The sequence below is a fragment of the Nocardiopsis coralliicola genome, from assembly GCF_054779695.1.
In genome coordinates, this window is the sequence record NZ_BAAGXT010000007.1 from 59150 (window position 1) to 77595 (window position 18446).

At 74.5% G+C, this 18446-nt stretch carries 15 protein-coding genes; 5 read left to right on the forward strand and 10 right to left on the reverse strand.

What is annotated here, in order from left to right; all coding sequences use genetic code 11:
- Positions 1 to 6: 6 nt before the first annotated feature.
- Positions 7 to 876, reverse strand: a complete 870-nt coding sequence (locus ACYVGT_RS07805; protein ID WP_460855766.1) for an LLM class F420-dependent oxidoreductase — start codon at positions 874 to 876, stop codon at positions 7 to 9.
- A 97-nt stretch (positions 877 to 973) separates the two neighbouring features.
- On the opposite strand from ACYVGT_RS07805, the gene ACYVGT_RS07810 reads away from it, so the two are divergent.
- The gene (locus ACYVGT_RS07810) at positions 974 to 1252 is read left to right on the forward strand and encodes a hypothetical protein (protein ID WP_460855767.1); all 279 of its coding nucleotides are present in this window, start codon (positions 974 to 976) and stop codon (positions 1250 to 1252) included.
- A gap of 80 nt (positions 1253 to 1332) precedes the next feature.
- On the opposite strand, the gene ACYVGT_RS07815 is transcribed toward ACYVGT_RS07810, so the two are convergent.
- The 4 genes from ACYVGT_RS07815 to ACYVGT_RS07830 are packed head-to-tail and all read right to left on the reverse strand — an operon-like array spanning position 1333 to position 6702.
- Positions 1333 to 3081, reverse strand: a complete 1749-nt coding sequence (locus ACYVGT_RS07815; protein ID WP_460855768.1) for an ABC transporter ATP-binding protein — start codon at positions 3079 to 3081, stop codon at positions 1333 to 1335.
- Entirely contained in the window at positions 3078 to 4028 is a 951-nt protein-coding gene (locus tag ACYVGT_RS07820) for an ABC transporter permease (RefSeq protein WP_460855769.1), read from the reverse strand. Before ACYVGT_RS07820 ends, ACYVGT_RS07815 begins: the two co-directional genes overlap by 4 nt.
- Positions 4025 to 4981: an ABC transporter permease gene (locus ACYVGT_RS07825; protein WP_460855770.1), complete on the reverse strand. Its 957-nt coding sequence runs from the start codon at positions 4979 to 4981 to the stop codon at positions 4025 to 4027. The genes ACYVGT_RS07820 and ACYVGT_RS07825 overlap by 4 nt, the downstream gene beginning before the upstream one ends.
- A 2-nt stretch (positions 4982 to 4983) precedes the next feature.
- On the reverse strand, positions 4984 to 6702 hold the full coding sequence (locus ACYVGT_RS07830; protein WP_460855771.1) for an ABC transporter substrate-binding protein: 1719 nt from the start codon (positions 6700 to 6702) through the stop codon (positions 4984 to 4986).
- A 270-nt stretch (positions 6703 to 6972) separates the two neighbouring features.
- Here ACYVGT_RS07830 and ACYVGT_RS07835 point away from each other — a divergent pair, with 270 nt between their 5' ends.
- The 3 genes from ACYVGT_RS07835 to ACYVGT_RS07845 all read left to right on the forward strand — a co-directional run bounded on the left by ACYVGT_RS07835 (position 6973) and on the right by ACYVGT_RS07845 (position 11667).
- A complete protein-coding gene (locus ACYVGT_RS07835; protein WP_460855851.1) occupies positions 6973 to 8751 on the forward strand; it encodes a gamma-glutamyltransferase family protein in 1779 nt (592 codons plus the stop codon).
- Between the two features lie 316 nt (positions 8752 to 9067).
- Complete coding sequence (locus tag ACYVGT_RS07840) at positions 9068 to 10804, forward strand: pyruvate dehydrogenase (RefSeq protein WP_460855772.1); 1737 nt, start codon at positions 9068 to 9070, stop codon at positions 10802 to 10804.
- A 377-nt stretch (positions 10805 to 11181) separates the two neighbouring features.
- Entirely contained in the window at positions 11182 to 11667 is a 486-nt protein-coding gene (locus ACYVGT_RS07845) for an inorganic diphosphatase (protein WP_460855773.1), read from the forward strand.
- 274 nt (positions 11668 to 11941) lie between these two features.
- On the opposite strand, the gene ACYVGT_RS07850 is transcribed toward ACYVGT_RS07845, so the two are convergent.
- Positions 11942 to 13510, reverse strand: coding sequence for a carboxylesterase/lipase family protein (locus tag ACYVGT_RS07850; protein ID WP_460855774.1), 1569 nt, complete (start codon positions 13508 to 13510; stop codon positions 11942 to 11944).
- 342 nt (positions 13511 to 13852) lie between these two features.
- Here ACYVGT_RS07850 and ACYVGT_RS07855 point away from each other — a divergent pair, with 342 nt between their 5' ends.
- The gene (locus ACYVGT_RS07855; RefSeq protein ID WP_460855775.1) at positions 13853 to 14788 is read left to right on the forward strand and encodes an SCO6745 family protein; all 936 of its coding nucleotides are present in this window, start codon (positions 13853 to 13855) and stop codon (positions 14786 to 14788) included.
- A 114-nt stretch (positions 14789 to 14902) separates the two neighbouring features.
- Here the strand turns inward: ACYVGT_RS07855 and ACYVGT_RS07860 are convergent, their stop codons facing one another.
- From ACYVGT_RS07860 to ACYVGT_RS07875, 4 genes are read right to left on the reverse strand one after another with little or no spacing between them, the layout of a single operon-like run.
- Positions 14903 to 16066, reverse strand: a complete 1164-nt coding sequence (locus ACYVGT_RS07860; protein ID WP_460855776.1) for a DUF5808 domain-containing protein — start codon at positions 16064 to 16066, stop codon at positions 14903 to 14905.
- Between the two features lies 1 nt (position 16067).
- Complete coding sequence (locus ACYVGT_RS07865; protein WP_460855777.1) at positions 16068 to 16475, reverse strand: GntR family transcriptional regulator; 408 nt, start codon at positions 16473 to 16475, stop codon at positions 16068 to 16070.
- 54 nt (positions 16476 to 16529) lie between these two features.
- The gene (locus ACYVGT_RS07870) at positions 16530 to 17423 is read right to left on the reverse strand and encodes an ABC transporter permease (protein WP_460855778.1); all 894 of its coding nucleotides are present in this window, start codon (positions 17421 to 17423) and stop codon (positions 16530 to 16532) included.
- The gene (locus ACYVGT_RS07875) at positions 17420 to 18151 is read right to left on the reverse strand and encodes an ABC transporter ATP-binding protein (RefSeq protein WP_460855779.1); all 732 of its coding nucleotides are present in this window, start codon (positions 18149 to 18151) and stop codon (positions 17420 to 17422) included. Before ACYVGT_RS07875 ends, ACYVGT_RS07870 begins: the two co-directional genes overlap by 4 nt.
- Between the last annotated feature and the right edge of the window lie 295 nt (positions 18152 to 18446).

Genomic DNA, 18446 nt, shown 5'->3' on the forward strand with positions numbered 1-18446 from the left:
GTTCGCTTACGGCCACTCCCGCACCTCAGGCACGACCGACGCGACCAGCTCCACCGTGCGGGCCGGGTCGGTCTCGCCGACCGCGGCGACGTAGGTGGCGGTGAACCCGGCCGCCGATGCGGCGTGGAGGTCGGCGAGGAGGGTGTCGCGGGTACTGCCGGGGCCGACGAAGGCCATCGAGGTCTTCTCCACCGAGGCGTAGTCGCGGCCGGCGTCGTCGCAGTGGCGGCGGAGGACGTCGAGCTTGTGCTGCGTCTCCGGGCCGACGTGCAGGTTGCAGGCGTCGGCGTAGCGGGCGACCAGGCGGAGGGTCTTCTTCTCGCCGGCGCCGCCGATCAGCAGGTAGGGCCGCGGGCGGGAGAGCGGCTGCGGGCGGTTCAGCGTGCGGCCGAGTCGGTAGTGGCGGCCCTCGAACGGGGCTTCGCCGTCGCTCCACATGTCGGCGCAGATCTGCAGCGTCTCTTCCAGCCGCTCGAACCGCTCGGCGGTGGGCGGGAAGGGCAGGCCCAGGCCGTGCGCCTCGTCGGCGAACCACGCCGCGCCGATCCCCAGTCCCGCGCGGCCGCCGGAGAGCACGTCCAGTGTCGTGACCAGCTTGGCCAGCACCGCCGGCTCCCGGTAGACGGCCCCGGTGACCAGCGTGTGCAGCCGGACCCTCGCGGTGTGCGCCGCGATGAAGCCGAGGGCGGTGTAGGCCTCCAGCATCGGCGCCTCATAGGGCCCGAGCTCATTGCCGAGCTGCCAGAAGTGGTCCATCACGCTGATCCGGGCGACGCCCGCCGCTTCGGCGTCCCGCGCGGTCCGGGCCAGGGTCGGCCCGGTCGCGGCGGTGCCGCCCTGCCAGTCGAAGGCCGCGATCTGCAGTCCGAGTTCCATGGCCCGCCCCTACCCCGCCCGGCGGTCGACACGCACCCGGTGCGCCGGCAGCGTCCCCCGTTCGCGAGGCCGCCCCCCCCGATCCTCAAGGACCCTCATGGACCGTGTTCCGCCCGATGCTCCGCTGTCCGGTGGTACCGCACCGAACACGACGGCTCCGCTGGTCGCCAACGTCGCGGGACTGCTGAACTGCCCGCCGTTCAGTGTCCCGGGCCTGCTGGTGGCCCTGCGCGCCCGCAAGCACGTCCCTGGCGACCCGGCCAGGGCTCGGCAGCTGACCAGCAGGGCGTGGCTCCTGTTCTCCCCTTGCGTGGTGTTCGTGCTGTTCTTCTTCGCGACGCAGCCGCAGGCGGCGCTCTCCCTCGTGGGGCTGTAGGCACCCGCCACCGCGGCAGACCGAGCCCGCCGGCGCGCACTTCCCGGTGGAGCCCTGTGGGGGGGCTCCACCGGGAACGCTCAGCCCTCGCCCTCCGGAGCCGAGGAAGCGGCCCGGCGGCGCCGCTGCTCGTCGGGGTCGGGGACGGGAGCGGCCGCCACGAGGGACCGGGTGTAGGGGTGGCGGGGCGCGTGGAGCACCTCGCCGGTCGGGCCCTCCTCCACGATCTCGCCGCTGCGCATGACCGCCACCCGGGAGGCCAGCCGCTCGACGACGGCGAGGTCGTGGCTGATGAACAGGCACGCGAAGCCCAACCGGTCCTGCAGCCCGGTGAGCAGGTCGAGGACCTCGGCCTGCACCGACACGTCGAGGGCGCTGGTCGGCTCGTCGGCGACGAGCAGCGCCGGCTCCAGGGAGAGGGCGCGCGCCAGGGCCACCCGCTGCCGCTGCCCGCCGGACAGCTGGTGCGGGTAGCGGTGCCGGGCGTTCGGGTCGAGGGCGACATCGGACAGCAGCTTCGCGACGCGGTCGTCGAGCTCGGTACCGCGGGCCACCCGGTACCGGCGCAGCGGCTCGGCGATCGCGTCGCCGATGGTCATCCGCGGGTTCAGCGAGGACGCCGGGTCCTGGAACACCATCTGGACGGAGCGGCGCAGCGGCCGCATCCGCCGCCGGGAGAGACCGGTGATGGCGGTGCCGGCCACGTCGACCGTGCCGGAGGTCGGCCGGGCCAGGCCGACCGCGCACCGGCCCAGGGTCGACTTGCCCGAGCCGGACTCGCCGACCAGACCGACGATCTCGCCGCGGCCGACTTCCAGCGAGACGCCTTTGACGGCGCGGAACGCCCCGTACTCCACCACCAGATCGCGCACCTGCAGGGCCGGCGCCGCAGGTGCGGCCTTCGGCGCCTTGGCCGCGCCGCCGCCCGCAGCATCCCCCGGCTCGTCCGCTCCCTCTTCGGCGGCCGGGGCTTCCGCCGCCTCGTCCGGCGCCGCAGACGCCGCTCCCAGGTGCGGGACGGCGGCCAGCAGGCGGCGCGTGTAGGCGTGCTCGGGCGCGCCGAGGACCTGGCGGACGCTGCCGGTCTCGACGATCTCGCCGCGGTACATGACCGCGACCCGGTCGGCGATGTCGGCCACCACGCCCATGTCGTGGGTGATCAGCACGACGGCGGTGCCGAGCCGCTCGGTGAGGTCGCGCAGCAGGTCGAGGATCTCGGCCTGCACGGTGACGTCGAGGGCGGTGGTCGGCTCGTCGGCGATGAGCACCTTCGGGTCGCAGGCCACCGCCATCGCGATCATGACGCGCTGCCGCTGGCCGCCGGAGAGCTGGTGCGGGTAGCCGGCCAGCCGCCGCTCGGGGTCGTCGAGGCCGACCAGCTCCAGCAGTTCCACGGAGCGGGTGTGCGCCTGTGTGCGGGTCATCCCGCGGTGCCGGGTGAGTGTCTCGCGGAGCTGCCAGCCGACGGTGAACACCGGGTTCAGCGACGTCATCGGTTCCTGGAAGACGACCGCGGCCTCACTGCCGCGGATCGACCGCATCTCCTTCTCGGGCAGGCCGACCAGCTCGCGGCCGCTCAGCTGCGCCGAGCCGGTGACCTGGGCGCCGCGCGGCAGCAGGCCGAGCATCGACATGGTGCCGATGCTCTTGCCCGATCCCGATTCGCCGACCAGGGCGAGGACCTCGGCCGGGCGGACCTCCAGGTCGATGCCGCGGACCGCGCGCACGGGGCGGTCCCTGGTCTCCCCGGGCAGGACGACGTCGAGGCCCTGCGCGCGCAGCACCGGCGGCGCATCGGCGGCGGGACCGGAGGGCGTGGTCGCGGTCATCGGCGGGCTCCCTTCGGGTCGAGGGCGTCGCGCAGCGCGTCGCCGAACAGGTTGAAGCCCAGCGTCACCAGCACCAGGATGATGCCGGGGAACACCGCGAGCCACGGCGCCTGGGTGAAGTACGCCTGGGCGCTGGAGAGCATGGTGCCGAGCGACGGCGTGGGCGGCTGCACGCCTAGGCCGAGGAAGGAGAGCATCGCCTCGCCGATCACCGCCGCCGGGATGCCGACGGTGATCTGGATGAGCAGCGCGTTCGCGGCGTTGGGCAGGATGTGCCGGAACAGCACCGCGGCGTCGCCGGCGCCGCCGGCGATCGCGCCGTCAACGAAGTCCTCGCCGGCCAGCCGGATCGCTTCGCCGCGCATCACCCGCAGCACGGTGGGCACCTGGGAGACGCCGATGGCGATCGCCGCATTGGTGAGCGACGGGCCGAGGATGGCCGCCAGACCGACCGCGAGCACCAGGAACGGGAACGCCATGACCGCGTCGTTGAGCCGGGACACGATCGGGTCGACGATGCGCCGGTAGTAGCCGGCGGCGAGACCGAGCGGCACCGCGACGGCCACGGCGAGCAGCACCGCGCCGACCGCGACGGCCAGCGAGGAGCGGATGCCGTAGAGCACGCGGGCCACCTGGTCGCGGCCGAGCTCGTCGGTGCCCAGCCAGTGGGCGCCGGACGGCTCCTCGAACAGCCCGGTGAAGTCCACCGCCGACGGCGAGGCCGGCGCGACGACCGGCGCCAGCAGCCCGGCCAGGACGAACGCGGCCGACAGGACCAGGCCGGCCACGCCGGCCGGGTTGCGCAGCAGGCGGCGCCAGGCGGCCGTGCGCGGCGGCGCGGCGCTGTCGCCGGGGCCGCGGCTGGGGGCGCCCGCGGCGCCGTCGGATGCGCCGGGGGCGGTGCCGGGCACGCTGTCGGGAGTGCTGCCGGGGGTGGCGGCGGTCATCGCTTTCCTCCCTGGACCCGGATTCGCGGATCGACGAGCGAGTAGCAGACGTCGACGGCGAGGTTGACGAGGATGTAGCCGACCGAGGTAACCATCACGGTCGCCTGGATCACCGGGAAGTCGCGGGTGAAGACCGAGTCCACCATCAGGTTCCCGAAGCCGGCCAGCACGAAGATCTGCTCGGTGACGACCGCGCCCGAGATGAGCGCCCCCAGCTGCAGGCCGAGGATGGTCAGCACGGTGATCATGCTGTTGCGCAGGCCGTGCACCAGCACCACGCGCGCCGGGGAGAGGCCCTTCGCGCGGGCGGTGCGGATGTAGTCGGAGCCGAGCACTTCGATCATCGACGACCGGGTCTGGCGCAGCACGACCGCGGCCAGCCCGGTGCCCAGCACCAGCGCCGGCATCAGCATGCTGGCGAGGTTCCCGCCGAGGGACTCGCTCATCGGCACGTAGCCGGAGGCCGGCAGCCAGCCGAGGACGACGGCGAACAGCAGGATGCCCATCAGGCCGAGCCAGAAGTTCGGCACGGACATGCCGAGCAGCGCGAACGCGTTGGCGCCCCAGTCCGCGGCGCGGCCCTGGCGGACCGCCGCGATGACGCCGCCGAGGACGCCGGCCACCGCCGCCACCAGCAGGCTGAGGAACGCCAGCTCCAGGGTGATCGGCAGGCGCGCGGCGATCGCCTCGGACACGGGCAGGCCGGTGCGCACCGAGTCGCCGAAGTCGAGCTGCAGCATCCGCCAGACCCAGGTGAGGTACTGGACCGGGACGGGCTGGTTGAGGCCGAGGTCCTCGCGGATGGCGGCGACGGTCTCCGGCGAGGGGTCCTCGCCGGCCATGAGGACCGCCGGGTCGCCCGGCATGGCGCGGGCTCCGGCGAAGATGGCGACCGACACCAGGAACAGGGTGGCGATGGACTGGGCGAAGCGCCCGAGCAGATAGCGGCCCACGGCTACCCCTCCCCTGCGGTGCGTCCGGCTTCGGCGACCCGGATCAGGCCGTCCGGGTAGACGGTGATGCCGGCGACGTCGGAGCGGTGCGCGTTGTAGAGCTGGTTGCGGTACAGGTAGATGATCGAGTTGAGCTCCCGGAGGTCCGGGACGAGCTCGTCGTAGAGCTTCTTGCGCTCCTCCGGGTCGGTCTCGGTGGCGGCCTCCTCGATGCGGGCGTCGATCTCGGGGTCGGAGGTGCCCGAGTAGTTGTTGCCGCCGCCGGTCACGAAGAACTGGCCGATGTTGCCGTTCGGGTCGACGCGGCCCGACCAGCCCTGGATGAACGCCTCGAAGTCGCCGGCCTGCGCGGCGGCGGTCGCCGAGGCGAACTCGGTGGGCTGCAGCTTCACGTCGAAGCCGACGTCGGAGGCCATGGCCTGCACGGTCTGGCCGAGCAGCAGGTTGACCGGGTCGTTGGGGATCATCAGGTTCACCGGCACCGGGCCGTCGACGCCGCTCTCCTCGACGAGTTCGCGGGCCCGATCGGGGTCGTAGTCGGGGCAGGCGAGCGTGGCGTCGCTGGCGAAGTCGCTGATCGGCGGGATCGGGCCGCAGGCCGGCTGGTAGACGTCGGAGAACACGACCTCGTTGATGGTCTCCCGGTCCAGCGCGAGGGAGAGCGCCTCGCGCAGCTCCGGCGAGCGCGCCAGCGGCGAGTCCTGCTGCTGCGGCTCGGCACCGACGCCGTCCTCGTTGGCGACGTTGACGGTGATGCCCATGTACTGCAGCGACGGCTGGTTGAGGAGTTCGAGGCCGGCTTCCTCGCCGATGAGCGCGACGTCGTGCGGCCCGACCTCCTGGACCAGGTCGAGCTGGCCGGAGCGCAGGTTGGCGAGGCGGATCGTGTCGTCCGGGATGCCGCGGTAGACGACCCGGTCGAGGCGCACGTCGTCTGCGCCGTAGTAGTGCTCGCTCTTCTCCAGCACGATGCGGTCCTGGGCGACGCGCTCGACGTAGGAGAAGGGCCCGACGCAGACCGGGTCCTGGGCGAAGTCGTCGCCCAGCTCGTCCAGCTTCGCCGGCGACATGACCATTCCGGCGCGGTCGGCGAGCATGGCCGGCAGGCCGGGGTCGGGCTGGGAGAGGCGCAGCTCGACGGCGTCGTCGCCGTCGGCGCTGACCTCCTCCACTGCGGAGAGCTCGGTGGCGCGCACCGACCCCGTCATCTCGATGTGCCGCTCCAGGCTCTGCACGACCGCGTCCGCGTCGAAGGGGGTGCCGTCGTTGAACAGCACGCCTTCGGTGCGCAGCGGGATGCGCACGTCGAGGCCGTCGTCGGAGACCTCGGGTTCGCCGGCGGCGAGCTGCGGCACCACTTCCAGGTCGGCGTCGACGTCGTAGAGCTTCTCGCAGAGCGAGGAGAAGACCTGGCGGCCGACGAGGGTGGTGGACAGGGTCGGGTCGAGGGCGTCCGGCTCGGCGTCGAGGCCGATCGCGATCGACCCGCCGTCCTGCAGCGGCGCCTCGACCGAGGTGCGCTCTTCACCGACGGCTTCGACGGAGTCGACGAGCGGCGCGCAGGAGGCCAGCAGCGGCGCTGCGGCCAGCAGGGCCAGCGCTGGGGCGGCCCGGCGCAGGCTCCGGTGCCTGGCGCGGCGCGCGGTGCCGCCGGCGTGCGCGCGGCGCAGCGATGCGCCGGGGGGACGGGGTTCCGGGGGAGGCGCGGGGGTTGCGCGCACCGGAGTCACCTCCGCGGGGGATGAGGGGGCGTACCAGGACGGACCACCAGAAGGTGATCATGATGGGGTTGGACTCTACAGGGAGGAAGGAGTCCACCGTATACAGTGTCCCGGCCGGTGCCTTTTCGTCCAAGAAAACACTGGATGCCCGAGATCACCAATGCGTTAAACCTGATCGCGAAGGTGCGGCGCCGCATCCGGCCCCCGGACCCCGGATCCGCCGCCCCCGCCCGCACCGGCGACCGCACGACTGGAAGGAACTTCCGCCGCATGGCCGACTTCACCACCCGACCCGAACTCCGCGGAACCGTCGGCATGGCCGCGTCGACCCACTGGCTCGCCAGCGCGGTCGGCATGGGCGTGCTGGAGCGCGGCGGCAACGCGTTCGACGCGGCCGTCGCGATGGGCTTCACGCTCCAGGTCGTCGAACCGCACCTGAACGGCCCCGCCGGCGAGGTGCCGATCATCTTCAAGGCCGCCGACGGGGCGCCGACCGTGGTCTGCGGCCAGGGCACCGCGCCCGCGGCGGCCGTGCCCGAGGCGTTCGGCGGACTGGAGCGCATCCCGGGCAGCGGAGTGCTGCCGGCCATGGTGCCGGGCGCGTGGGATGCCTGGCTGCTGCTCGCCCGCGACCGCGGCACCTGGCCGCTGCGCGACCTGGTGGAGCCGGCGATCGGCTACGCGCGCCGCGGGTTCCCGCTGATGCCGCAGATCACCGACAAGATCACCTCGGTGCGCGACGTCTTCACCGGCCTGTGGCCCACCTCCGCCGAGCTCTGGCTGGACAAGGGCGCCGTGCCCGCCGCCGACTCGTTCCGCCGCAACCCGGCGCTGGCCGACACCTTCGAGCGGATCGTCGCCGAGGCCGAGGCGGGCGGCACCGGCCGCGAGGGCGTGTTCGACGCCGCGCGCCGGGTCTGGAAGGAGGGGTTCATCGCCGAGGAGATCCTCCGCTTCACCGCTGCGCCGATCGCCTCCGGCGAGGGCGACTACCAGCAGGCGCTGCTCACCGGCGACGACCTGGCGGGCTGGAGTGCCACCTACGAGGAGACCGCCAGCATCGACTATGCCGGGCTGACCGTGCACAAGACCGGGCCCTGGGGCCAGGGCCCGGTGTTCCTGCAGCAGCTGCGGCTGGCCGAGGCGCTCGGAACCGGCGACGCCGACGTGCTGTCGCCGGAGTTCGTGCACGGGGTGACCGAGGCCGCGAAGCTCTCCTTCGCCGACCGCGAAGCGCACTACGGCGACCCGGCCTTCACCGACGTGCCGCTGGCGGACCTGCTCTCCGCCGGGTACGCGGCCGAGCGCGCGAAGCTGGTCGGCGCCGAGGCGTCGCTGGAGCTGCGTCCCGGCGCGCCCGGCGGGCGCGTCCCCTACCTGCCAGTGCTGCACGAGACCGGTGCGACGCCGGTCCGGGACCGGACCGGCGGCGAGCCGACTGTGGACCGGTCCGGGGCCCAGCGCGGCGACACCTGCCACATCGACGTGGTGGACGCCGAGGGCAACATGGTCGCGGCCACGCCGTCCGGCGGCTGGCTGGCCAGTTCGCCGGCGATCCCCTCGCTCGGCTTCGCGCTGGGCACCCGCGGCCAGATGTTCTGGCTCGACCCGCGCTCGCCCAGCGTCGTCGCCCCGGGCAAGCGGCCGCGGACCACCCTGTCGCCGACCCTGGTGACGCGCGGCGACGAGGGCCTGATGGCGCTCGGAACCCCCGGCGGCGACCAGCAGGACCAGTGGTCGTTCACCTTCTTCCTGCGGCTGGTGCACGGCGGCATGAACCTGCAGGAGGCGGTCGACGCCCCGATGTTCCACTCCAACGCGATCCCCAGCTCGTTCTACCCGCGCGAGATGTCGCCGGGCGAACTGGTCATCGAAGACCGGATCGGCGAACAGGCGATCGCCGAGCTGCGCCGCCGCGGGCACCGCGTCGTCGCGTCGGACCCGTGGTCGCAGGGGCGCCTGTCCGCGGTCTCCCGCGACCCGGAGAGCGGTGTGCTGCGTGCCGCCGCCAACCCGCGGGGCATGCAGGGCTACGCGGTGGGCCGCTGAGGCGGCAGCAGTGCCTCCGGGCGGGGCGACGATGCCCCCGAGCGGGGTGACAACCCCCCGCACCCCCCGCAACCCGCGCAGTGCCTCCGGGCGGGGTGACGACCCCCCGCACCCCCGCAACCCGCGACCGCCTGCCGTTACTCAAAGGGGCTCGCAATCCCCTGCAACCTGTGCGGTTGCGGCTGCTGCCCCGGCCCGCCCCGGTTCTTCCCGGGCGGGTCGGGGCGGTGGCCTGTTCTGCCTGATTCCTGCACGCACCGGCGACATGCCGGGCCGCGGCCGTGCACCGCGCCGGTCCGGCGCCTAGCGTGGCCGCATGGCACGCGAACGCATTGCCGACCAGCTCATCTCCGTCCTCCGCGAAGCCGGCGTCGAGCGCATCTACGGCGTCGTCGGCGACAGCCTGAACCCGGTGGTGGACACGATCCGCCGCAGTGGCGACATCGAGTGGGTCTATGTCCGCAACGAGGAGGCGGGCGCGTTCGCCGCGGCCGCCGAAGCGCAGGTCACCGGCAGACTCGCGGTGTGCGCCGGCTCGTGCGGTCCGGGCAACACCCACCTCGTCCAGGGCCTCTACGACGCGCAGCGCAGCGGTGCTCCGGTACTCGCACTCGCCGCGCAGATCCCCTCCCGCCAAGTCGGCACCGGCTACTTCCAGGAGACCCGGCCGGAGCGGCTGCTCGGCGAAGCCGCCGGGCTGGCCGAAGTCATCGCCCACCCCGACCAGATGCCGCGGCTGGCGCGGATCGCCGTCCAGCATGCGATGGGCGAGCCGGGCGCAGCCGTCCTCGTCCTCCCGGGCGACATCGCCGACCAGGAAGCCACCGGCTCCACCGGACACGGCGTCCCCTGCACGCACCCGGCGACCGTGCACCCCGACCCCGCCGCGGTCCAGCGGCTCGCCGAACTCGTCAACGGTGCCGAGAAGGTCGCCCTCTTCTGCGGCGCCGGCGTGCGCGACGCACGCGACCAGGTACTGGCGGTGGCCGACGCGGTCAACGCGCCGGTCGGGCACACGCTCCGCGGCAAGGAGTGGATCCAGTACGACAACCCGTTCGACGTCGGCATGATCGGCCTGCTCGGCTACGGCGCCTGCCATGATGCGCTGCACCGGGCCGACCTCGTGGTGATGCTCGGCTGCGACTTCCCCTACGACGAATTCCTGCCCCAGCGCAACACGGTGCAGGTCGACCGGGACCCCCGCCGGCTGGGCCGGCGCACTCCGCTGGAGCTGGCGGTGCACGGCGATGTCGCCGCGACGCTGGACGCGCTGCTGCCGCTGCTGGAGGCGCACTCCGACGGGTTCCTCTTCGACATGCTGCGCCGGCACGAGCGGGCGCTGTCGAAGGTCGTCGAGGCGTACACGCACGACATCGACCACCACACGCCGATCCACCCGGAGTACGCGGCGCGGCTGCTCGACGAGGAAGCAGCCGAGGACGCCGTGTTCACCGTGGACACCGGCATGAACAACGTGTGGGCGGCGCGGTACCTGTCGCCGAACGGGCGGCGCCGCATCATCGGGTCGTTCTCGCACGGCAGCATGGCCAACGCGCTGCCGCACGCCTTGGGCGCCGCGTTCGCCGACCGCGGCCGCCAGGTCGTCTCGCTGTCCGGCGACGGCGGCCTGAGCATGCTGATGGGCGAGCTGATCACTGCGCAGCAGTACGGGCTGCCGATCACCACGGTGCTGTTCGACAACTCCTCGCTCGGCATGGTCAAGCTGGAGATGATGGTGGACGGGCTGCCGGCGTTCGCCACCGACCATCCGGCGGTCGACTACACCGGGATCGCCCGCGCCATCGGCATGCACGCGGTGCAGGTGAAGGAGCCGGACGCGATCCGCGGTGCGCTGCGCGAGGCGCTCGACCACGACGGGCCGTCGCTGGTGCACCTGGTGACCGACTCCAACGCGCTCTCCATCCCGGCGTCGATCAGCGCCGAGCAGGTCAAGGGGTTCGCACTGTCGGCGGGCAAGACCGTGCTCGAGGGCGGTGTGGGCCGGATGGTGGACTTGGCGCGGTCGAACCTGCGCAATATCCCGCGGCCGTAGGGCGGCAGCCGCCGGGCGGGTGACGGCATCTGCCGGTGCTTTCGGGCGGGGGCGGCCCCGCGCCCGTGCCACCGGGCGGGGTGACGCCCCCCGCCAGTGCCGCCGAGCGGGGTGACCACCCCCCGCGCCCGTGCCACCAAGCGGGGTGACGACCCCCCGCACCCGTGCCACCAAGCGGGGTGACGACCCCCCGCACCCGTGCCACCAAGCGGGGTGACGACCCCCCGCACCCCCCGCAACCCGCGGTCGTCTGCCGTTGCTCTCGGAGTGCTTTCAGGCGGGGCGAACCCGCAACCCGCGATCGCCGGCCGCCGCTTCCGGGCACGACTCGCCCGGACCGCTTGTCCTGGGCGCTTCGAGGCGGCACCGTGGGCGGCATGGACATCGACATGGTCGTAGAAATCCCGCAGGGATCGCGGAACAAGTACGAGATGGACCACCGGTCGGGACGCATCCGGCTGGACCGGACGCTGTTCACGTCGACCCAGTACCCGGCGGACTACGGCTACTTCCCCGGCACGCTCGCCGAAGACGGCGACCCGCTGGACGCGATGGTGCCGCTGGAGCAGCCGGCGTTCCCGGGGTGCACGGTGCTGGTCCGGCCGGTGGCGGTGTTCTGGATGCGCGACGAGAAGGGGCCGGACGCGAAGGTGCTGTGCATGCCGGCCGGCGACCCGCGCCTGGAGCACATCCGCGACCTCCGCGACCTGCCGGCGTTCCAGCGCAGCGAGATCGACCACTTCTTCGACATCTACAAGCGCCTCGAACCGGGCAAGAGCGCCGAGGTCCGCGGCTGGCAGGACCGCACCGCCGCCCACGACGCCATCGCCGACGCCCAGGAGCGCGCCCGCGCCACCGGCTGACGGCCCCCGCGCGGGACGCCCCGGGCCCTCGCTCTGCTCCCCTGCCGCGGGCCGGGTGGGGGGGCAGCGGGCACCGCACCCGGATCCGCGGCGGGCTGCCCGCGGCACGGCTCTCCCGCCGGGGGCCAGGGGTGTGTGATGGCGTTCACCGCGGACGGTGTCCTGGTGCACCCCATCGTACGGCCGACGAAGGGGTCAGGGCGGGTTTTCCCTGTCGACTAAGGAGAACGCCGCGAGGGGCGTGCCGGGGCGGTGCGCAGCAGGACAGGGGCCCCTAGCCGCGGCGGCCCTCCCAGAGGCGGCGGGTCTCGCTGCCGGGGTCGTCGACGGCGTGCGAGCGGGGGGCGTCGAACCGCCACACGGTCCGGCGCTCCGGCGTCCACGCCGCCCAGCCGGGGTCGCCGGTGCGGGCGAACCGGGCCCAGGCGCCGCGGAGTTCCGCGCCCAGGGCGGCCGGCGGATCGGTGCCGACCAGTGCTGCGGCCTCGCGCTCCGTGCCGAACAGGAACGGCAGCTCCACACCGTGCGCGGCGCCCAGGGCACCGGGGCCGGCGGCACGGGCACCGCCGTTGCGCGCGGCCTTCCGGCTTCCGCTGCGGGCGCGCCCGCTGCGGGTCGTGCCGCCGGGGCCGCCGAGAGCGGGCGAGCGCCAGGCGAACTCGTAGGCGAACACCCGCAGGCCCACCCGGGCGCGGGCCTCCATGGCGCGGTAGGCCGGGATGCGGAATACCGCGTCGCCGTGCAGGGCAGCGAACGCCGACGCCGCGTCGCCGTGCTCCGCCGAGTAGACGGCGGCGGCCTTCTCGTCCAGGCCGTACCGGGCGCAGGCGGCCGCAAGGTGGCGGTCGCGGACGCGGCGGTGCAGCCCGGCGGGCACCAGGAACGAGCGGAACTCCTCCGCGGTGGTGCCGATCAGCAGGTCCACCGAGGCGCCCCCGCCGGTCCGCAGCTCGTCCAGCGGCCGGCGCGGCAGCACCTCACCGTCGATCACCGGCGCGAACGGGAGCGCGCCCGGCGCGGCGAGCCGCTCGCCCCACACCCGGGGGTCCGGGCGGTCGGCGAAGTCGGCGGAGATGGAGTCCTGCGCTGCGAGCACCCGGTCCTGGTCCAGGGCAGCCAGCGCCTCGGGCGTCGGTGCGGCGGCGCCCGCGCGGCGGGCCAGTTCCGCGGCGACGCGGCGGGCGTCCTCCGGCGGGTTGGCGTGGTGCCCGGCGCCCGACATGGCGATGGCGCGGCCGAACAGGCCGCGGGCGCGGGGCGCCGCCATCAGTGCGACGACGCTCATCGCGCCGGCCGACTGGCCGAAGACGGTGACCCGGCCCGGATGGCCGCCGAACCGGTCGATGTTGTCGCGCACCCACTCCAGGGCGTGGATCTGGTCGAGCAGGCCGAGGTTGGCGGTGCCGCCGTCGAGCAGCGCGAACCCCTCGGCGCCGATCCGGTAGTTGAGGGTGACCGCGACGACGCCGGTCCGGGCGAACTCCGCGCCGTCGTAGGCGGGGTCGGCGCCGGAGCCGCGGGTGAACGCGCCCCCGTGCAGCCAGACCATGACCGGCAGGCCTTCGGCGGCGGTGTCCGGCGTCCACACGTTGAGGTTGAGGTAGGCGCTGCCGGGAACGGTGCGGCTCGGCAGCAGCTGCGGCCGGCCGGATCCGGGGACGGGCGCAGTGGGGCCGTAGCCGGTGGCATCGAAGACGTCGTCCCATGGGGCGGGGTGGCGCGGCGGGCGGAACCGGAGCGGCCCGGCGGGTGCGGCGGCGTAGGGGATGCCGGTGAAGGCGGTGACGCCGCCGGCCCGGGTGCCGGCGACCCGCCCGGGGTCGATGTCCACCACGGCCCTCATCGCCCCTCCTCGGTCGCCACCACAGGTCTTCCGTCCTACGGAGCGCCCCGGACGGAGTCAAGGGGACGAAAGGCCCGCCCATGTCCGGCATCGGACATCCGGATCGGGAACGCCTGCCCTGGCCAGTGCCCATACATCCGCGCGGCCGGACCGCCGCTCGCTCCGTTCTGCCGCGCCGCGCACCGGGTCCGGCGGAGGGGGCTCCTCGCCAACCGGCACACCTCTGGGGCAGGCTGCTGTGTGCGGTCCGCACCGGGCGGCCCGCGGCGGAGCCGGCCGAGAGCAGCTGGCGGCCGGCCCGGCGACGTGCTCCGAGCACCCCTCACCAGAATGGAGCCCTGCATGACGGGAGACGGGAAGCCCGCAACCGCGCCGGCGGCCGGCGAAGCGGTGACCGTGCGCGGCGCGCGCGCCGCCTGGGCCGCCCTTGAGCCGGTGCACGCCCAGGCGTATTTCACGCCGGAGGGCCAGCAGGTGTACGCGGCGGCCGGCCTGGACAACCCGCTCGCCGCCTATGTCGCGCCGCGGGCGGCGCCGATGGGGGCGGTGGGCGCCGGACCGGTCGCGGCGGCGTTCTACAACTTCAACCCCGCCGCGATCGGCAGCGTCGTGCCGCGGGTGTGGGAGAAGGTGTCGCCCGACGAAGCGCTCGCCGCCCGCTGGAAGGCGGTCGACGCGGGGCTGCGCGCCCACCTCGGCGACGCGATGGCGGACTCCGCTGAGATCGCGGAAGCGGCGCAGCTGGCGCGGCGCGCGGCCGAAGGGCTGTCGCGCGAGTCCGCCGCGGGGCGTCCGCTGTATGCCGCCCACGCCGATGTGGAGTGGCCGGCGGACGACGCTCCGCACCTGGTGCTGTGGCACGCGGCGAGCCTGATCCGGGAGTTCCGCGGCGACGGGCACATCGCGCTGCTCGTCGAGGCGGAGCTGGACCCGGTGGAGGCGCTGGTGTCGCATGCGGCGGCCGGCGGCCCGTTCTCGGCGCGCGCGCTGCGCAAGCTGCGCGTCTGGTCGGAGCAGGAGTGGGCGGCCGGCCTCGCGCGGCTGGTCGACCGGGGCCTGGCCGTGCCGGGCAGCGACCCGGACTCCCCCGCCCTCACCGACAAGGGGCGGACCCTCCGCGCCGAGCTGGAGGACCGGACCGACGACCTCGCCCTCCCGGCCCTGGCCGCCCTGACCGCGGCCGAGGCAGCCCGTCTCACCGAACTCACCGCGCCGGCCTTCGCGGCCCTCGCGGACGCCGGCGTCCTTCCCGGCACCCGCCGCAAGTCCGGCTCCTAGGGTTATTCGGCCGGGCACGGCCGTTCGGGTGGGTCCGCGGCCGGTGCGCACCGGCCGCGGACCCGCCGCGGCTGTCCCGCTCAGAGACCCGGCCGGTGCGGCGCAGCCGGGACGCTACGGGCTCCAGTGCCAGCCGTAGAAGGCCCCGCCGGGCGGGAGGTCGAGCGTGAACAGGGCGGCGGCGGCCGCGGCGGAGGCCAGGACGGCGGCCGCGGCCAGGCAGATGGCGACCGGATGGCCCAGGTTGACGGTCCAGCCGAGCCCCATGCTGCGCTTGGGCACCAGCAGGGCGGGGTCGGAGCGGTCGGCGTAGACCAGGCCGCCCAGGCGCCAGGAGCGGTCGTCGTCGCGCTGGACGGCATTGCCGGACCCTGCCTCCGCGGCAGGCGCGGCCTGGCGCAGCCGCCAGCCGCCCTGGCCCACGGCCGCCAGCGCACCGAAGGCGGCGACCGCAGCGAGGAGCCCGGGGACCAGCGCGAGCACCGCCGGCAGCGGGCGGTCCAGCGTGCCCGTCCACATCAGCGCCGCGAGTCCCGCCAGGCAGAGCACCGAACCGAACACGGCCGCGGCGATGCAGCGCCCGGCGACCGTGAGGAAGCGCCGGTACTGGGCTGCCGCCTCGGACGGGCGGTCGGCGTCGATCTGCGGCCGTGCCCGCAATACCGCGGCGAGCACCCCGGTGAGCACGGCAAAGCAGGCGACCTGCCCGATGACCGGGGAGAGCGCGACCAGCGGCGTGGTCGGCGCGGTCTCGATGAGCTGCTGGCCACCGGAGTAGCGGACCGACACCATCAGCTCGCCGGGCAGCCGCGGATAGGCGGCCGCACCGGCGGCGGCCGTGGCTCCGGCCAGCACGGCTGACGGCGCCAGCCAGCGCCACGGCATCGGCACCGGGTCGGTGCGCAGCGTGGTGTCGGCGGCCGCGGTCTGCCGCAGTCCGGAATACCAGTCGCCGGCCTGCTTGGCCGCGGAGATGCTCCGGTGCGCGCGCACCCGGAGCACGAGGTGGCCGCCCACGGCGGCGGCCACCGCGGCGAGCACGGCGGCCGCGGCTGCGCCGGAGAGGGTTCCGGCGGTCACGAGCGCCAGCAGGGCTGCGCCGAGCAGGAGGGTGGCCCGCCGGTAGCGGAGGGCGGCGGCGGTGACCGCCGGATCGGCGATCCGGCCGCGCGGCACGCGCACCCCGAACGGCACCGTGGGCGGGCCGAGCGCGGGCGCGGCGAGCATCACGGCTGTCGCGGCGGCCACCCCCGCGGCGAGGACGAGCCAGGTCACCATGTCAGGTCCTCTCTTCGGCCGAGCCGGCGCCGCGGAAGGCCGCAAGGCGCCGTGTGCACGCGTCGGCCACGTCGCCGCCGGTCAGCCCCTGCGCGGTCGCCTCCGCCAGCAGCGTGGCCAGCCGCTCCTCCCATTCGGCGGCGAACTCCGGCGGTGGCGGGCCGGAAGCCGGGTCGCGCTGGATGACCGCGCCCGTCTTCCGGTTGATCCGCAGCAGGCCCTCGCGGCGCAGCTGGTCGTAGGCCTTGTTGACGGTGTGGAAGTTGACCCCGAGATCGGCCCCGAGCGTGCGCGTCGGCGGCAGCCGGCTCCCCTCGCGCAGCTCGCCGGATGCGACCGCCTCCACCACGCGGTCGCGCAGCTGCTGGTAGATGGGGACCTCGCTGTCGAGGTCGATGCTCAGGATCACTGTTCCCCCCTTGCGGCCGATCCGGCGCGGCGCCGCTCCCCAGGATCCCACGCGTCATCGGACGTCCCTGCGCATCGGGAGGGCGATCGCGATTGCCGCGGCAAGCAGCGCGTAGGCGGCCAGCACGGCCGCCGCCGCGCCCACCGGGAGGAGGTCTGGAGCAGGGATCCCGGTCTGGGCTGCGGTCTCGGCGGCGAGGTGTCCGGCGCCGGTGAGAGCGTCGGTGGCGCCGCGAGGCAGGAACGGCTGCACCGGGCCGAGCACCGGCAGCAGGGTCAGCACCGGGTCGATGAAGTAGAGGTAGGCGCCGAGAACGGCCAGCGCAGCGAGCTGGTTGCGCAGGAGCGCGCCGACGGCGACCCCGATCAGCGTGTAGGTGGTCATGGCCAGCGCGGCGCCGGCAAGGGCCGCGGCGATCGCTCCGGCCGGGGCACCGAGCGGTGTGCCGGTGAGCGCCGAGGCCAGCGCGATGCCGGCGGCGCCGGACACCGCGGCGACCGTGCCGTAGCCGGCGCCGACGGCGGTGAAGGCGGCGAGCTTCGCGGCGAGGACGCGGCCGCGGCGGGGCACCGCGAGGAAGGTCGGCACCGCGGTGCCGTGCTGGTGCTCGCCGCCCATCGCGGTGATGCCCACCAGTGCGGGGACGATGACGAGCATGCCGAGCAGCCCGGTTGCGACGCCGACGCCCGCGGCCGTGTCCAACCCCGGCAGGGGCGGGTCGCTGTAGGGGGCGGCGACTCCGACCAGGGCGGTGGCCCCGAAGGCGAGCGCGCCGAGGAGCAGCCCGCTCCACAGCCAGGTGCGGGTCCCGAAGAACTTGGCGAACTCGGCACCGACAAGCGCGAATGCTCCGGCGGGCGGGCGGGGGGCGGGTCCGGGAGAGCTGGGCGCATGCCCTGCCCGCTGCGCGGTCGCCCGGTCCGCGGTGCTGGTCGTTCGTGCGTTCATGCCGCCATCTCCGCTTCGCTCGCTCCGGTGAGTTCCAGGTAGACCGCTTCCAGGTCCGTGCCCTCGGGCGCCACCTCGTCCAGGGCGCCCTCCGCGGCGACGGCCCCGCGGTGCACGATCGCGACGCGGTCGACGGTGCGGGCGACCTCGGCCAGCAGGTGGCTGGAGACGAGCACGGTGGCTCCGGCGTCGGCGCGGGCGCGCAGCAGGCGGCGCAGCCAGGCCGCGCCGGCCGGGTCGAGGCCGTTTCCGGGCTCGTCCAGGATGAGCACGCCGGGGTCGCCGAGCAGCGCCGTGGCGAGGTCCAGCCGGCGGCGCATGCCCGTCGAGTAGCCGCGGATGCGCCGGTCGGCAGCTGCGTCGAGGCCGACCTCCGCCAGCACCTCGCCGACACGGCCGGCGGGCACCCCGGCCAACCGCCGGTAGACGTCGAGGTGCCGCCGCCCGGTCCATGCCGGATGCGCCGCCCGCCCCTCCAGCACGGCACCCACCACCGATGTGGGGCGGGGTATCCGCGCATAGGGCACCCCGCCGATCTCCGCGCGCCCGGCGGTCGGACGCGCGAGCCCGAGCAGGCACCGCAGCGTTGTCGTCTTCCCCGACCCGTTCGGCCCGAGCAGGCCGGTCACACTCCCCGGCCCGGCCGACAGCCCGAGCCCGCGCACCGCTTCGACCTCCCCGTACCTCTTGACGAGCCCCTCGATCCGGATCTCGCTTTCCTGCCGCATGCCTGCCCCCTGCCTCGATCGTCCACTACAACTTCTATTAGTTATAGATGACATAGAACAAAGAGGCAACGGGGCGTCCGAGCTCTCCTCGGCCAGACGCTCGGGGTGGCCGGCAAGGCGGCGGGTTGGTGCTGGGAGAAAGAGAGAACAAGACACGGGCGGCTTCGCCGACCGGCTTGCCGCTCTGCCCGGCCGCTGTGGGAGTGGCGCGTGGCCAGTAGCGCTGCTGTTCGCGGGACTGGGCGGCTGAGGCCGAAGGCTCCCGCACCCCTGCACCGACTACTCGGTGTTCAGT

Bases quoted from the DNA above. Each gene is read 5' to 3' on its own strand.
- ACYVGT_RS07805 (WP_460855766.1), bottom strand. From the start codon at position 876: ATGGAACTCGGACTGCAGATCGCGGCCTTCGACTGGCAGGGCGGCACC.
- ACYVGT_RS07810 (WP_460855767.1), top strand. From the start codon at position 974: ATGGACCGTGTTCCGCCCGATGCTCCGCTGTCCGGTGGTACCGCACCG.
- ACYVGT_RS07815 (WP_460855768.1), bottom strand. From the start codon at position 3,081: ATGACCGCGACCACGCCCTCCGGTCCCGCCGCCGATGCGCCGCCGGTG.
- ACYVGT_RS07820 (WP_460855769.1), bottom strand. From the start codon at position 4,028: ATGACCGCCGCCACCCCCGGCAGCACTCCCGACAGCGTGCCCGGCACC.
- ACYVGT_RS07835 (WP_460855851.1), top strand. From the start codon at position 6,973: ATGGCCGACTTCACCACCCGACCCGAACTCCGCGGAACCGTCGGCATG.
- ACYVGT_RS07840 (WP_460855772.1), top strand. From the start codon at position 9,068: ATGGCACGCGAACGCATTGCCGACCAGCTCATCTCCGTCCTCCGCGAA.
- ACYVGT_RS07845 (WP_460855773.1), top strand. From the start codon at position 11,182: ATGGACATCGACATGGTCGTAGAAATCCCGCAGGGATCGCGGAACAAG.
- ACYVGT_RS07850 (WP_460855774.1), bottom strand. From the start codon at position 13,510: ATGAGGGCCGTGGTGGACATCGACCCCGGGCGGGTCGCCGGCACCCGG.
- ACYVGT_RS07855 (WP_460855775.1), top strand. From the start codon at position 13,853: ATGACGGGAGACGGGAAGCCCGCAACCGCGCCGGCGGCCGGCGAAGCG.
- ACYVGT_RS07860 (WP_460855776.1), bottom strand. From the start codon at position 16,066: ATGGTGACCTGGCTCGTCCTCGCCGCGGGGGTGGCCGCCGCGACAGCC.
- ACYVGT_RS07870 (WP_460855778.1), bottom strand. From the start codon at position 17,423: ATGAACGCACGAACGACCAGCACCGCGGACCGGGCGACCGCGCAGCGG.
- ACYVGT_RS07875 (WP_460855779.1), bottom strand. From the start codon at position 18,151: ATGCGGCAGGAAAGCGAGATCCGGATCGAGGGGCTCGTCAAGAGGTAC.